At 68.9% G+C, this 13,699-nt stretch carries 14 protein-coding genes; 11 read left to right on the top strand and 3 right to left on the bottom strand.

Going from position 1 to position 13,699, the window contains the following annotated elements; genetic code table 11:
- Nucleotides 1-55: 55 nt before the first annotated feature.
- On the top strand, nt 56-1,546 hold the full coding sequence (locus G6N34_RS13485; RefSeq protein ID WP_085152509.1) for an FAD-dependent oxidoreductase: 1,491 nt from the start codon (nt 56-58) through the stop codon (nt 1,544-1,546).
- Between the two features lie 10 nt (nt 1,547-1,556).
- On the opposite strand, the gene G6N34_RS13480 is transcribed toward G6N34_RS13485, so the two are convergent.
- Nucleotides 1,557-1,712 carry a hypothetical protein gene (locus G6N34_RS13480; RefSeq protein ID WP_163645389.1) on the bottom strand — a complete coding sequence of 52 codons (156 nt, stop codon included), beginning with the start codon at nt 1,710-1,712 and terminating at the stop codon, nt 1,557-1,559.
- Nucleotides 1,713-1,787: 75 nt separating this feature from the next.
- Here G6N34_RS13480 and G6N34_RS13475 point away from each other — a divergent pair, with 75 nt between their 5' ends.
- Both G6N34_RS13475 and G6N34_RS13470 read left to right on the top strand, forming a co-directional pair.
- The gene (locus G6N34_RS13475; RefSeq protein WP_085152508.1) at nt 1,788-3,470 is read left to right on the top strand and encodes an acyl-CoA synthetase; all 1,683 of its coding nucleotides are present in this window, start codon (nt 1,788-1,790) and stop codon (nt 3,468-3,470) included.
- Between the two features lie 115 nt (nt 3,471-3,585).
- The gene (locus tag G6N34_RS13470; protein WP_234812941.1) at nt 3,586-4,671 is read left to right on the top strand and encodes a hypothetical protein; all 1,086 of its coding nucleotides are present in this window, start codon (nt 3,586-3,588) and stop codon (nt 4,669-4,671) included.
- On the opposite strand, the gene G6N34_RS13465 is transcribed toward G6N34_RS13470, so the two are convergent.
- Complete coding sequence (locus tag G6N34_RS13465) at nt 4,586-5,488, bottom strand: hypothetical protein (RefSeq protein ID WP_085152507.1); 903 nt, start codon at nt 5,486-5,488, stop codon at nt 4,586-4,588. The genes G6N34_RS13470 and G6N34_RS13465 overlap by 86 nt on opposite strands.
- A 9-nt stretch (nt 5,489-5,497) precedes the next feature.
- Entirely contained in the window at nt 5,498-6,001 is a 504-nt protein-coding gene (locus G6N34_RS13460; RefSeq protein ID WP_085152506.1) for a DUF1990 domain-containing protein, read from the bottom strand.
- Nucleotides 6,002-6,063: 62 nt separating this feature from the next.
- Here G6N34_RS13460 and G6N34_RS13455 point away from each other — a divergent pair, with 62 nt between their 5' ends.
- The 8 genes from G6N34_RS13455 (at nt 6,064) to G6N34_RS13420 (ending at nt 13,642) form a co-directional block, all read left to right on the top strand.
- A complete protein-coding gene (locus G6N34_RS13455) occupies nt 6,064-6,690 on the top strand; it encodes a PaaI family thioesterase (protein WP_085152505.1) in 627 nt (208 codons plus the stop codon).
- 53 nt (nt 6,691-6,743) lie between these two features.
- Nucleotides 6,744-7,100 (top strand): TIGR02611 family protein, encoded by a 357-nt coding sequence (locus G6N34_RS13450; protein ID WP_234812930.1) that lies wholly within the window; start codon nt 6,744-6,746, stop codon nt 7,098-7,100.
- Between the two features lie 91 nt (nt 7,101-7,191).
- The gene (thrS, locus tag G6N34_RS13445) at nt 7,192-9,258 is read left to right on the top strand and encodes a threonine--tRNA ligase (RefSeq protein ID WP_085152503.1); all 2,067 of its coding nucleotides are present in this window, start codon (nt 7,192-7,194) and stop codon (nt 9,256-9,258) included.
- The gene (locus tag G6N34_RS13440) at nt 9,255-9,818 is read left to right on the top strand and encodes an ATP adenylyltransferase (protein WP_085152502.1); all 564 of its coding nucleotides are present in this window, start codon (nt 9,255-9,257) and stop codon (nt 9,816-9,818) included. Before thrS ends, G6N34_RS13440 begins: the two co-directional genes overlap by 4 nt.
- Nucleotides 9,815-10,504 (top strand): phosphatidylinositol phosphate synthase, encoded by a 690-nt coding sequence (pgsA, locus tag G6N34_RS13435; RefSeq protein ID WP_085152695.1) that lies wholly within the window; start codon nt 9,815-9,817, stop codon nt 10,502-10,504. Before G6N34_RS13440 ends, pgsA begins: the two co-directional genes overlap by 4 nt.
- On the top strand, nt 10,504-11,472 hold the full coding sequence (locus G6N34_RS13430; protein ID WP_085152501.1) for a phosphatidylinositol mannoside acyltransferase: 969 nt from the start codon (nt 10,504-10,506) through the stop codon (nt 11,470-11,472). The genes pgsA and G6N34_RS13430 overlap by 1 nt, the downstream gene beginning before the upstream one ends.
- Entirely contained in the window at nt 11,472-12,596 is a 1,125-nt protein-coding gene (locus tag G6N34_RS13425) for a glycosyltransferase family 4 protein (RefSeq protein ID WP_085152500.1), read from the top strand. Before G6N34_RS13430 ends, G6N34_RS13425 begins: the two co-directional genes overlap by 1 nt.
- Complete coding sequence (locus G6N34_RS13420; protein WP_085152499.1) at nt 12,596-13,642, top strand: NUDIX hydrolase; 1,047 nt, start codon at nt 12,596-12,598, stop codon at nt 13,640-13,642. Before G6N34_RS13425 ends, G6N34_RS13420 begins: the two co-directional genes overlap by 1 nt.
- Nucleotides 13,643-13,699 lie beyond the last annotated feature (57 nt).

Below are 13,699 nucleotides of genomic sequence, written 5' to 3'. Positions count from 1 at the left end.
GGCTAAACCTCACCTCGCGGAGTTTGAATGCGCCGGTACGGGGTAGCACCACTGCGTGACGTCGTTGTGGCTTTCCAATCGACCCGATCCCTTGCGCCCGTATGACGGTTCCGACTGCTCGGCCGACGTGGTCGTCGTCGGTGCCGGTCTGACGGGCCTGGTCACCGCAGCGCTGCTGGCGCGCGCCGGCAAGCAGGTGGTGGTGCTCGAGGCCCGCCACGTGGGTGCCTGCGCCAGTGGCAACACGACGGGCAAAGTGAGTGTCCTGCAGGGCACGACACTGTCCCGGATCGCGAAGCGGCACAGCACTGATGTGCTGCGCGCCTATGTCGCCGGGAACCAGGAGGGCCGGGAGTGGCTGCTGCGCCACTGCGACCAGCACGGCCTGAGCGCACAGCGCGAGGACGCCTACACCTACGCCCAGAGCCCCAGGGGCGTCGATGCGGTCCAGTCCGAGCTCAAGGCCTGCCGCGACGCCGGGTTGGACGCGTACTGGGAGGACGACGCCGACGTTCCGTTCCCGTTCCACGGCGGTGTCCGGTTGCCGGACCAGGCGCAGATCGATCCGGTTCCGGTGCTGCAGAGCCTGGTCGTGGAACTCGAACAGCACGGCGGGCGGGTGCTGCAGGGCGTACGGGCCCGCGCGGTGCGCGGTTCGCATCCGCTGCGGGTGCAGGCCCAGGTGCTGCCCGCCGACGACGGCCCCGAATTCACGGTCACCGCGACTGACTGCATCCTGGCCACGGGTATCCCGATTCTCGATCGCGGGGCGTTCTTCGCCCGTCTTCACCCTCAGCGGTCGTACTGCCTGGCGTTCGATGTGCCCGGACCGCTGACGCGGCCGATGTTCCTGTCGGCGGACTCACCGACCCGGTCGGTCCGCTACGCGTTCGGCGAAACGGGCGAGAAACTGGTCGTCGGCGGGGCCGGACACACCGTGGGTCGCGGCTCGAATGTGCGCGGGGACCTGGAAGAACTCACCGAGTGGACCAAGAAGCACTATCCAGGCGCGGTGCGCACCCATCAGTGGTCGGCGCAGGACTACACGCCCGCCGCGGGCCTGCCGTACGCCGGACCGGTGCTCCCTGGCGCTGAGAACATCTTCGTGGCAACGGGTTTCGCCAAGTGGGGGATGACCAACGGGGTCGCATCGGCGTTGGCGCTCTCGAGCCGGATCCTTGGTGGACGGATGGACTGGGCAAGCGCATTCGGAAGCTGGGGCCCGCACGAGATCTCGGGGCTTCCGACCGCGATGAAGTACAACGCCGAAGTCGGGCTCAACCTCGCCCGAGGATGGATCAGCACCCTGATGCCTCATCCGCCGAGCTCCGATCACGGCGTGGTGTCGGGCCCGCCGTGGAATCCCCGCGCGCGCAGCAGCATCGACGGCGTCGAGTGCTCTCCGTCGGCGGTGTGCCCGCACCTTGGCGGCATCGTGTCGTGGAACGACGCCGACCGCTCGTGGGACTGCCCCCTGCACGGATCGCGGTTCGCGCAGGACGGGACTCTGCTGGAAGGGCCCACGACAAGCGATCTCGCGACGTAATCAGGCGCAGTCAGCGGGGGAGGCGCGGCATCAGCACCGAGAGAGTTCGGCAGAGATCACCCAACGCCGAGGCGGTCCAGCACATCACGTCATAGTGCGCGGCGGTGCCCGACGACTGCACGGGCTTCGCTGCGGGAAGTCCGCCAAAAGCGGGGATGCTGGTCATCTCGACCCCCTTTCCTGTGTCTCGTGCGTACCCCGCGCGCACCAGTCCAAACGCCGGCTTTGTGACAATGGATCGGTGCCCACCGCAGAGTTCAACATCGCGCAGGTCTTCGGAGCTGTCGCTGCCGCCCACCCCGACCGGGACTGCGTGGTCTTCGGCGACGGGCGCCGCACGTTCGCCGCGGTCGACGAGCGCACACACCGCCTCGCCCGTGCACTGCACGAGTGGGGCCTGGGCGCGCACACCGAGCGCGAGCAGTTGGCTGGGCACCAGTCCGGGCAGAGCCACCTCGCGCTCTACCTGACCAACTGTGGCGAATACCTCGAGGGGATGCTCGGCGCCTATCGCGCCCGCGTCGCACCGTTCAACGTCAACTACCGCTATGTCGCAGACGAACTCACCTACGTGTTGGACAACGCGAACGCCGCGGCGGTGATGTATCACGCGCAGTTCGCACCGACCCTGGCCGCCGCTCTGGACCGACTGCCACCGGTGCGACTCATCCACGTCGACGACGGTTCCGGGGTGGCGCCACTGCCCGGCGCGGTCCGCTACGAGGACCTGCTGGCCTCAGCCTCCTCGGAACCGCTCGATCTCGCCCTGTCGCCGGATGACCTCTACGTCCTCTACACCGGCGGCACGACGGGCATGCCCAAGGGCGTGCTGTGGCGTCAGCACGACATCTACGTCAACGCCATGGGCGGCCGGGCCTTCGGCACGGGTGAGGTGATGCCGAGCCTCGACGGCATCGTCGCGCGTTCGCAGCGCCCGACACCGGGATCGATGGCGTGTGCGCCCCTGATGCACGGCGCGGCGCAGTGGTCGGCCTTCAGCTGCATCCTGGCCGGACGCAGCTTCGTGATGTCCTCCACAACAAGCCATTTCGATGCCGAGGAGGCCTGGGAACTGGCCGCCCGGGAGAAGGTGGGGATGCTGCTGATCGTCGGTGACGCGTTCGCCAAACCCCTGGCCGACGCACTGGAGGCCAACCCCGGTCGCTGGGACCTGTCGGCGCTGGCCACCATCGGCAGCGGCGGGGCGCTGTTCAGCGGCGGTGTCAAACGGCGTCTGCTGGCACAACTGCCGCACCTGAGCATCCTGGACGCCGGCGGTTCGTCGGAGACCGGATCGCAGATGGGCCAGATCACCAAGGCCACGGAAGCCCCCAGAGCGCCTGTGCCGGCCACGGGCATTGGGAGATTCGCGCCCAATCCCGGCGCGGTCGTGGTCAGCGAGGACATGACCCGCATCCTGGTGCCGGGAGACGACGAAACCGGTTGGCTGGCCCAGCAGAACCTGGTCCCGTTGGGTTACCTCGACGACGCGCAGAAGTCGGCACGGACCTTCCCGCTCATCGACGGCATCCGGCATTCGGTGCCCGGTGACCGTGCGCGCTGGCTCGCCGACGGGTCGATCGAACTGCTCGGCCGGGATTCGGTGACCATCAACTCCGGCGGCGAGAAGATCTTCGCCGAAGAGGTCGAGGCCGCCGTCGGGCATCATCCCGCGGTGTACGACGTCGTGGTCGTCGGCAGGCCGAGTGAGCGCTGGGGGAGTGAGGTTGTCGCTCTGGTCCAACCTGCCGAGGGGGTGCGCGCCGACGCCGCGACCGGGAGTGAGATCCTCGCCGAGGCCGCGCGCCACATCGCGCGCTACAAGCTGCCCAAGGACATCCTGTTCTGTCCGAAGGTGATGCGCTCGCCCTCCGGCAAGCCGGACTACCGCTGGGCCAAGAGTCAGGTGGCTGAAGGGGTCTGAGGCCGCCGCAGCGCGTGGGTGTCGCAGACGAATCCAGGCCTGTGCCGGGCCGTCGGATGGTCTAATCCTGGGCGTGCAACCAGGAATTCGCCGCGGCCTGCTCACCCGGGACGCCATGGGGCTCACGGCCACCGAGGCGTTCGTGCTCATCTCAGTCGCCACCATCCTGCTCACCCGGGCCTATCTCGAGCTGACCGGCTACCCGCAGATCGGCGGCGGCACACTGCATATCGCGCACGCGCTGTGGGGCGGTGCGCTGATGATGATCGCGTTGGTGCTGGGCTGGATGACGTTGGGCCGCGGGCCGCGCATCCTCGGGGTGGTTCTGGGCGGCGTCGGCTTCGGCCTGTTCCTCGACGAGGTCGGCAAGTTCGTCACCAAGGACAACGACTACTTCTACGGCCCGTCCGCCGAGATTATGTACATCCTGGTGGTGGCGATCCTGCTCGGCGCCCGCGTGATCCGCGACGTCAAGCCGCTCTCGGCCCGCGAATGCCTGGCGTCGGCCGCCCTGCTGGCCGCCGACGGCGTCGCTCGCGGCCTGTCCGATCACCACCGCGAGATCGGCCTGCGCCTGGTGGACGAGGCGGAGAACGGTGGTGCCGATCAGGCCGACGCCGATCGCGTGCGCGCGCTGCTCCTGGGCGCCGAAGGCGCGTCGGATCGGCTGTACCGACTGCAGCGCTGGGCCCCCACCCTGATCCCGGGCTTCTTCCGCAGCCCGCGCTGGATCCCGATCGTCGGGTGGCTGCTGGTGATCAGCGCGGTGGCCGGGGTGCTGTTCGGGACGCTGGGCATCGCCCTCGGCGGCTACCTCTACGAGCACGAGGATGTCCGGCTCGAATTGGACGGTCCCACACCGGCGTCGGTGATCCTGCTGATCGCCGCGACGCTGACCGCGGCCCTGGCCGTGCCCGCGATGATCGGACGCCGGCGCCACCCGCAGGCCGTGTGGCCCATGCGCTGGCTGCGCAACGCCGCACTGGTCTCGACGTTTCTCAACGCGCTGGTGGACTTCGCGACGGAGGGGTTCGGTGCGCTGTCCGGCATGGCGATCGGACTGTTCACCCTTGCAGTGTTGACGTATCAACTCGACATAGCCGCGAGCCGCGAGGTCAGCGAAGGCGCGTCGACGGAACCTCGTCATCACCCTCGAGGAACTCCCGGAGCGCGACAAACCCCTCATGCCGCCATGCCGTGAGGGCCCACACCAGCGCGATGACGGGCAACGGGCCGAATGCGGCCCACCACCGGGCGTTCGGCGGCAGCAGATCGGCGATCACCTCGCTGCGCGGCGTGCCGTCGACCAGTGCGGGCAGCCACTCGTTGAGCAGGATCGTCAGCATCCGGGTGGTCTCGAACGGGCCGATCATGGTGGCCGTCGACCAGGACAGGCACGCGATCACCAGCGCCCACGGCCAGGCCAGCATGAGCGACTGATCGTCGACGATGTCGGCCGAGGACCGGATCGACTCGGCGATGAACGCGAACCCCAGCACCGCCAGCAGCACGCCCACCTGGGCCGCCAGCAGGTCGTCGATCACGGAATTCGCCTGCTCGTCCCCGCGGCGTGTCGGTAACCCGATGGCCAGCGAGATCAGGCCCGCCACCAGCGCCAACAGCGTCAGATGCGACGAAGAGTCGCTGACCCGCCGAAAGGACTCGGTGAGAATCCGCACCACCAACTGAGAGGACGCCCCGGGCCGGGTGCGGTACAGGATCATCACCACAAGCCCCGACAGCACGATCGACATCAGCCACGCGACCACCGCGGTGCAGATGATCACCAGCGCCAGCGAGCCGATCAGCGGCACCAGCAGGGCGTCCTCGTCGTCGCTGCTGCGCACCACGAGCAGTGGCACCACGCCGATCGCCAGGACACCCAGCGCGCGCACCATCAGGGGGAACGTGAAGAGGGTCAGGTCGGCCGCGTCGAGGTCGGGATCGCGGCGCCGGATCGCGGCGAGTTCGGCGCTGAGCACCGAACGCGCGTTACGCAGCGACGGCTTCCCCGGCACAGCGCGAATCTAGACCGTCCGCAGGTATCGCCGGGTCACGACACGCTGGACGAGCGAAGCCGCCGGTGCGCCGAGTCGGCTCCACCACGTGGCGTGCCGGGAGAAGGCGATCACCTCCGAGTACACCGCGTCGTCGGCGGGGTCGTAGCGCACCGCGAACCGCTCCTCACCGGATTCGGCGTGGCCGGGCAGCGTGCCGTAGGCGAACCCTCGGCAGTTCGCGTCGTCGACGACGTAGACCACACGGCACGGCGCCCAGATCGGCCCGAGGCGCCCGAGCACGTCGGTGCCCACGGCCGCGACCTCGGTGCCGGCCACCACCCGCACACCAGCGCCGCGCAACATGCCGTAGCGCATGACCCGCTCGGCCGCCTCGGTGAACCGATCCCGGCCGCGGCCGATCCGCGCGGAACAGCGCACGTGGTGATACCCCGCGGGCAGCGTCGCGTCGTCGCCGGTGGCTCCCACCTCGGCATAGGTCAGGGGCAGGTCGGCGAGGTCCGCGAGTCTCACGGAGCCAGCCTCGCACGCCCTCCGGTGGGCGTGGCGGCATCGACAGGCAATACGGTGTGGGAATGGTCCATGAGCAGCACTCCGGCGGCGGATTCAACATCCCCGAGCCCACCACCAGGGGCGGCCCCGACTTCGGCCGGTTCGTTGCGGGAATCCGTGAGTTGCAGAACCGGGCCCGCACGATCGACGCGCCCGACGGGGTGGTCAGTGAGGCCGCCGAACTGCTGGACAAGCTCAACGCCCTGCTCGACCCGTACGACGGGGACGAGTGGACGACGCCGTCGGGCCGTCGTTTCGACCTTCCGCAACGCGGCGGCATCCTCGGCGTCCCGACCGACCTGGCCCGCACCGAGGACGGCCGCGTCGGCGGCACGGTCCGGTTCGGCCGGTTCTACCTGGGCCGCAACGGTGCGGTGCACGGCGGAGCGCTGGGCCTGCTGTTCGACTCGGTGATGGGATTCACGGCCGCGGTGCTCACCGGGCGCATGCATCAGCGCACGGCCTACCTGCACGTCGACTACCGCAAGATCGTCCCGGTCGACAGGACGCTGCGGGTCGACGCCGGGATCAGCAGCGAAGAGGGGCGCAAGATCTTCGTCGAGGCCCGCCTCTACGACGACGAGGACGGCGGTGCGCTGTTGACCGAGGCCAACGCCCTGTTCGTCAAGCTCAAACCGGGACAGCCGTGAAACCCGACGTACGCCGGTGGGCCCGCTGGCGCGACCGCCTCCGGGAGCGTCGCGTGGCCAACCAGGCGTACCGGATCGTTGTCGGAGCGGTCGGTCTTCTGGTGCTGGGCATCGGCATCCTGGCGATCCCGTACCCCGGCCCCGGGTGGGCCATCGTGTTCGTCGGCCTGGGCATCCTGGCCACGGAGTTCGACTGGGCACGCCGACTGCTGGCCTGGGTCCGTGAGCGCTACAGCCGGTTCATGGCCTGGTTCTGGCTTCAGGGCTGGTGGGTCAAGGCGTTGGGCGTGCTGTTCACGGCGGCTGTGGTGATGGCGACCATGTGGGTGCTGGGTGCCGTCAGTTGGGCGGCTGGGCTGGTGGGAATCGACTGGCCGTGGCTGAAGAGCCCACTCGGCCTCGGGTCGTGAGTACTAACCCGTTATCCGCCCCCGATAGCATGGTTCGCGGTCTGACACACCGGCACCTGACCTGTGCCCACGACAACTGGAGAAGAGACCGATGAGCGCCCCCGTAACCCCCGCAGCAGCAGCCCCTATCCGGGTTCCTGCCGGGACCACCGCGGGCGCCGCGGTGCGCGAGGCGGGACTGCCGGGCCGCGGCGAACCCGACGCGATCGTCGTGGTGGCCGACGCCGACGGCAAACTGCGCGACCTCAGCTGGGCGCCGGACACCGACGTCGAGGTGAGGCCCGTGGCCGCCGACACCGAGGCCGGACGCAGCGTCATCCGCCACTCGGCGGCCCACGTGCTGGCCCAGGCCGTGCAGGAACTGTTCCCCGACGCCAAGCTGGGCATCGGCCCGCCGATCACCGACGGGTTCTACTACGACTTCGACGTCGCCGAGCCGTTCACGCCCGAGGATCTCGCCAAGCTCGAGAAGCGGATGAACAAGATCGTCAAGGACGGTCAGCTGTTCGACCGCCGGGTCTACGAGTCCAAGGATGCCGCCCGCGCCGAACTGGCCGGTGAGCCCTACAAGCTCGAACTCGTCGACGACAAGTCCGGCGACCCCGATGTGATGGAGGTCGGCGGCGACGAGCTGACCGCCTACGACAACCTCAATCCCCGGACCCGCGAACGGATCTGGGGTGACCTGTGCCGCGGCCCGCACATCCCCACGACCCGCTACATCCCGGCGTTCAAGCTGACCCGCAGTTCGGCGGCCTACTGGCGCGGCGACCAGCGCAACGCCAGCCTGCAGCGCATCTACGGCACCGCCTGGGAGTCGCAGGAGGCTCTCGACCGCCACCTCGAACTGATCGAGGAGGCGCAGCGTCGCGACCACCGCAAGCTCGGTGTGGAACTCGACCTGTTCAGCTTCCCCGACGAGTTGGGCTCCGGCCTGCCGGTGTTCCACCCCAAGGGCGGCGTCATCCGCCGTGAACTCGAGGACTACTCGCGGCGCAAGCACGCCGAGGCCGGCTACGAGTTCGTCAACACCCCGCACATCACCAAGGAGCAGCTCTACGTCACGTCCGGGCACCTCGAGTGGTACGCCGACGGCATGTACCCGGCAATGCACATCGACGCCGAGTACAACGACGACGGCACGCTGCGCAAACCCGGGCAGAACTACTACCTCAAGCCCATGAACTGCCCCATGCACCACCTGATCTACCGGTCGCGTGGGCGGTCCTACCGCGAGCTGCCGCTTCGGTTGTTCGAGTTCGGTTCGGTGTACCGGTACGAGAAGTCCGGCGTCGTGCATGGCCTGACCCGCGTGCGCGGCATGACTCAGGACGACGCGCACATCTACACCACGCGTGAGCAGATGCGCGACGAGTTGGCGTCACTGCTGCAGTTCGTGCTGGACCTGCTGTCGGACTACGGCCTCGACGACTTCTACCTCGAACTGTCCACCAAGGATCCCGACAAGTACGTCGGCTCCGACGAGGTGTGGGAGGAGGCCACTGAGACGCTGCGCGAGGTGGCCGAGTCCTCGGGGCTGGACCTGGTGCCCGATCCCGGTGGTGCGGCGTTCTACGGCCCCAAGATCTCGGTGCAGGTCAAGGACGCACTGGGCCGCAACTGGCAGATGTCGACCATCCAGTTGGACTTCAACATGCCCGATCGGTTCGAGTTGGAGTACACCGCGGCCGACGGCACTCGCAAGCGCCCCGTGCTGATCCACCGCGCGCTGTTCGGTTCCATCGAGCGGTTCTTCGGCGTGCTCACCGAGCATTACGCGGGTGCGTTCCCGACCTGGCTGGCACCTGTGCAGGCGGTCGGCATCCCCGTGGCCGACGCGCACGTGGACTACCTCCAAGACGTTGCGGCGCAACTGCGTTCGCAGGGACTGCGGGCTGAGGTCGACTCCAGTGATGACCGGATGGCCAAGAAGATCGTCAACCAGACGAACATGAAGGTGCCGTTCATGCTGCTGGCGGGTGACCGCGACGTCGAGGCCTCGGCCGTGTCGTTCCGGTTCGCCGACCGCACCCAGATCAACGGTGTGCCGCGCGACGTCGCAGTCGCCGTCATCGCTAAGTGGGTGGCCGAACGCCGCAACGAGGTTCCCACCGCTGATCTGGTCAGCGTGCTGATCGAGGAGGGTGCCGCGACGTGACCGAGGAGCGCGGGGAACTCGTCGATACCGGCGTCGGTGTGCCCGACCATCTTCAGCGGCTCTGGACGCCGTACCGGATGAATTACATCGTCGGCGCGGTCGACGCCCGCAACTCACAGGGTTCGGCGGGTTCCAAGCAGCCGTTCACCGACATCCCGCAGATGTCGGACGAGGACGGTCTGGTGGTGGCGCGCGGTGAACTCGTCTACGCGGTGCTCAACCTCTACCCGTACAACCCGGGCCACCTGATGGTGGTGCCCTACCGCCGGGTCGCCGAACTCGAGGACCTCAGCGGCGACGAGAGCGCCGAACTGATGGTGTTCACGCAGAAGGCGATTCGCGTCATGAAGGGCGTCTCCAACCCGGACGGTTTCAACGTGGGCCTCAACCTGGGCAAGTCCGCGGGCGGCTCACTGGCCGAGCATCTGCACATGCACATCGTGCCGAGGTGGGCCGGGGACGCCAACTTCATCACCGTCATCGGTGACGCCAAGGTGATCCCGCAGCTTCTGCGCGACACCCGCTCCCTGCTCGCCGAGGAATGGTCGCGCCAGTCGTGAGTGACTTCTACCTGATGACTCGGGCGGCCTATGCCAAGCTCAGCAGGCCGGTCGCCAAGGTTGCGCTCAAGGCGGGCCTGACGCCCGACAGCATCACGATCGTCGGCACCGCGGGCACCGTCATCGCGGCCCTGACGCTGTTTCCCATCGGCCAGCTGTGGTGGGGCGCGGTCGCGGTGGCGTTCTTCGTCCTGGCCGACATGCTCGACGGTGCGATGGCGCGGGAACGCGGATACGGAACGCGCTTCGGGGCCGTGCTCGACGCGACGTGCGACCGGATCGCCGACGGTGCGGTGTTCTGCGGACTGCTGTGGTGGGCGACGTTTGGCCTGCACAGCACGCCGCTGGCGGTCGCGACCATGATCTGCCTGGTGACCTCCCAGGTCATCTCGTATGTGAAGGCCCGCGCCGAGGCCAGCGGACTGCGCGGCGACGGCGGCCTGATCGAACGGCCCGAACGCCTGATCATCGTGTTGACCGGCGCCGGCCTCTCGGGCCTGCCGTTCTACACCATGCCGTGGCTCCTCGACGTCGCGATGTGGGTGTTGGCGCTGGCGAGCCTGGTCACGCTGGCACAGCGCGTGCACACCGTGAGGTGCTCGATCGGCGCCATGGATCCGTTGCCCGCCGACGGCACGCCGACCTCCGGCGACACTCCCGACGAGTCAGAGTCAGGCGGCCACTGATGTCCACCCCCACCTCGGGTCTGCCGGGCGCGCCCAAGTTGCCCAGCTTCACCAACGGGCTCACCGGCCAACTGTCCGACTGGGGCTACGCCGCGGGCTGGCGCCTGGTGCGGGCGATGCCGGAGTTCGCGGCCCGCAACACCTTCGAGGCCGGCGCGCGGTACGCCTCGCGCGGCGGGGGGCCCGCGCAGCTGCGGAAGAACCTGGCCCGCGTGCTCGGCGTGCCGCCGGACGAGGTGCCGGGATCGCTGATCCGTGCTTCGCTCGCCTCCTACGCTCGGTACTGGCGGGAGGCGTTCCGATTGCCCTCGATGGATCTCGCGGCGGTGGCCGAGCGCCTCGACCAGGTGTTCATCGGCGCCGACGTGCTGCGCGGCGCGCATGAAGCGGGTCGCGCCGGCGTGATCGCGCTGCCGCACAGCGGCAACTGGGATATGGCCGGCGTGTGGCTCGCCCAGGAATTCGGCACGTTCGCCACGGTGGCCGAACGGCTCAAGCCGGAGTCGTTGTACAACCGATTCGTCGAGTACCGCGAAAGCCTGGGCTTCGAGGTGTTCCCGCTCTCCGGTGGTGAGCGGCCGCCCTTCGAGGTGCTCTGTGAGCGCCTGCGCGAGAACACGTTCGTGTGCCTGATGGCCGACCGTGACCTGACCCGGTCGGGTGTGGAGGTCGACTTCTTCGGGGAGGCCACGCGGTTGCCGGGTGGCCCGGCGCGGCTGGCGCTCGAGACCGGGGCCCCGTTGATCCCCGCGCACATCCACTACCGCGGCGAGGACTGCGTGGTGCACGTCTTCGAACCGCTGGACACCAGTTCGGGTGACGTCACGACGATCACCCAGGCGCTCGCCGACACTTTCGCGCATGCGATCGCCGAGCACCCCGAAGACTGGCACATGCTGCAGCCTCAGTGGCTGGCGGATCTGTCCGAAGAACGGCGCAGGCGGTTGGACCGGGCTCAGGAGACCTGATGCGCATCGGCATGGTCTGTCCATACTCGTTCGACGTGCCGGGCGGTGTGCAGGCCCACGTGCTGCAGTTGGCCGAGGTGCTGCGCGCCGACGGCCATGAGGTCAGTGTGCTGGCGCCGGCGTCGCCGGATGCGAAGCTTCCGGACTGGGTGGTGTCCGGCGGTAAGGCCGTGCCGATCCCGTACAACGGTTCGGTGGCACGGCTGAGGTTCGGTCCGGCGACGCATCGCAAGGTCAAGAAGTGGCTCATCGAGGGCGATTTCGACGTTCTGCACCTGCATGAGCCGAACGCCCCGAGCCTGTCGATGCTGGCGCTGCAGGCCGCGGAGGGTCCGATCGTCGCAACGTTCCACACGTCGACCACGAAATCCCTGACGCTGTCGGTGTTTCAGGGCATTCTGCGGCCGTACCACGAGAAGATCGTCGGCCGCATCGCCGTGTCGGACCTCGCGCGACGCTGGCAGATGGAGGCGTTGGGCTCCGACGCGGTCGAGATCCCCAACGGCGTCGACGTCGCCGCATTCGCCGAGGCCGCGCCGCTGCCGGGCTACCCGCGGCAGGGGAGAACCGTGCTGTTCCTGGGGCGATACGACGAACCGCGCAAGGGCATGGCCGTGCTCCTGGGTGCGCTGCCCACCCTGGTGGAGAGTTTCCCGGATGTCGAGATCCTGATCGTGGGCCGCGGCGACGAGGACGAACTGCGCTCGGAGGCAGGCGATCTGGCTTCGCATCTGCGTTTCCTCGGCCAGGTCGACGACGCCGAGAAGGCCTCCGCGATGCGCAGCGCCGACGTGTACTGCGCACCGCACACGGGAGGGGAGAGCTTCGGCATCGTGCTCGTCGAGGCGATGGCCGCGGGCACCCCAGTCGTGGCAAGCGAACTCGACGCGTTCCGGCGCGTGCTGCTCGACGGCGAAGCCGGCCGCCTGGTCACCGTCGACAACGCCGCGGCCATGGCCGCGGCGTTGACCGCGGTGCTGTCCGACGACGCCGAGCGCGCGCGGTTGAGCGCGGCGGGCACCGAGGCGGTGCAGCGCTATGACTGGTCGGTGGTGTCCCGCCAGATCCTGCGGGTCTACGAGACCGTCGCGGGTGCGGGTGCCAAGGTCAAGGTGGCCGGCTGATGACGATTGCGCTGATCGTCCTCGGCGTCCTGGTGCTCGTGGCCCTCGCCCTGGTCGGGCTGTGGGCCTATCAGACCGCGAACCGACTGGACCGCCTGCACGTCCGCTATGACCTGTCCTGGCAGGCGCTGGACGCGGCCCTGGCGCGGCGGGCCGTCGTGGCCCGCGCGGTGTCCGCGGCGGCCTACTCAGCGCCGGGCGCCGAACCCGAGGGCCGGCGCCTGACCCGGCTTGCCGATGCCGCCGAACGCGCGCCCCGCCCTCTGCGCGAGACCGCGGAGAACGAACTGTCGGCGAGCCTGGCCATGGTCGACACGTCCCGACTGCCGATCGCGCTGGTGGCCGAACTGGCCGACGCCGAGGCACGGGTGCTGCTCGCGCGGCGGTTCCACAACGACGCCGTCCGGGACACCCTCGCGCTGCGGCAGCGGCCCGCGGTGCGCGTGCTGAGACTGGGCGGCCGGGCCGCGCTGCCGGTGTACTTCGAGATCGCCGAACGGGCGACCGAACAGGACCAGGGGGAGAACACCACACGCACGTCGGCGCGCGTGGTCCTGCTCGACGAGACGGGTGCGGTGCTGTTGTTCTGCGGCTCCGACCCGACGATCACCGACGGCACCGCCAAGCGGTTCTGGTTCACCGTGGGCGGGCAGGCGCTGCCCGGTGAGCGCTTGGCCCAGGCCGCGGCCCGCGAACTGGCCGAGGAGACGGGGCTGCAGGTCATCGGTGCCGACCTGATCGGACCGATCTGGCGACGCGACGCGATCGTCGACTTCAACGGTTCGGTGGTGCGCAGTCAGGAGTACTTCTTCGTGCACCGGACCCGGCGCTTCGAGCCGTCGGAGGAGGGCCGCACCGAGTTGGAGCACCGCTACATCCATGGCCACCGCTGGTGCGATTCTGACGACATCACGGCACTGGCCGCGGCCGGGGAGACCGTCTACCCCAAGCAGTTGGGCGAGCTTCTGGCCAGCGCGAATGACGTGGAACGTCACGGTGAGCCGGTCGCCGACCCCGACGATCTGGGCCTGCGCGCCATCCACTGATCATCGCGGTCAAATCCGATTTGCTGCGCCGCTTAGACTGGGCGAGGGATCGACTAA

The sequence above is a fragment of the Mycolicibacterium confluentis genome (genome assembly GCF_010729895.1).
In the GTDB taxonomy this organism is placed as follows: domain Bacteria; phylum Actinomycetota; class Actinomycetes; order Mycobacteriales; family Mycobacteriaceae; genus Mycobacterium; species Mycobacterium confluentis.
The sequence above is the reverse complement of the archived record's forward strand: the minus strand, read 5'-3'. Positions and strand labels throughout refer to the sequence as shown.

Excerpts from the sequence above, each read along its gene's own strand:
- G6N34_RS13480 (WP_163645389.1), bottom strand. The coding sequence starts at position 1,712 with ATGACCAGCATCCCCGCTTTTGGCGGACTTCCCGCAGCGAAGCCCGTG.
- G6N34_RS13470 (WP_234812941.1), top strand. The coding sequence starts at position 3,586 with ATGGGGCTCACGGCCACCGAGGCGTTCGTGCTCATCTCAGTCGCCACC.
- G6N34_RS13455 (WP_085152505.1), top strand. The coding sequence starts at position 6,064 with ATGGTCCATGAGCAGCACTCCGGCGGCGGATTCAACATCCCCGAGCCC.
- thrS (WP_085152503.1), top strand. The coding sequence starts at position 7,192 with ATGAGCGCCCCCGTAACCCCCGCAGCAGCAGCCCCTATCCGGGTTCCT.
- G6N34_RS13430 (WP_085152501.1), top strand. The coding sequence starts at position 10,504 with ATGTCCACCCCCACCTCGGGTCTGCCGGGCGCGCCCAAGTTGCCCAGC.
- G6N34_RS13425 (WP_085152500.1), top strand. The coding sequence starts at position 11,472 with ATGCGCATCGGCATGGTCTGTCCATACTCGTTCGACGTGCCGGGCGGT.
- G6N34_RS13420 (WP_085152499.1), top strand. The coding sequence starts at position 12,596 with ATGACGATTGCGCTGATCGTCCTCGGCGTCCTGGTGCTCGTGGCCCTC.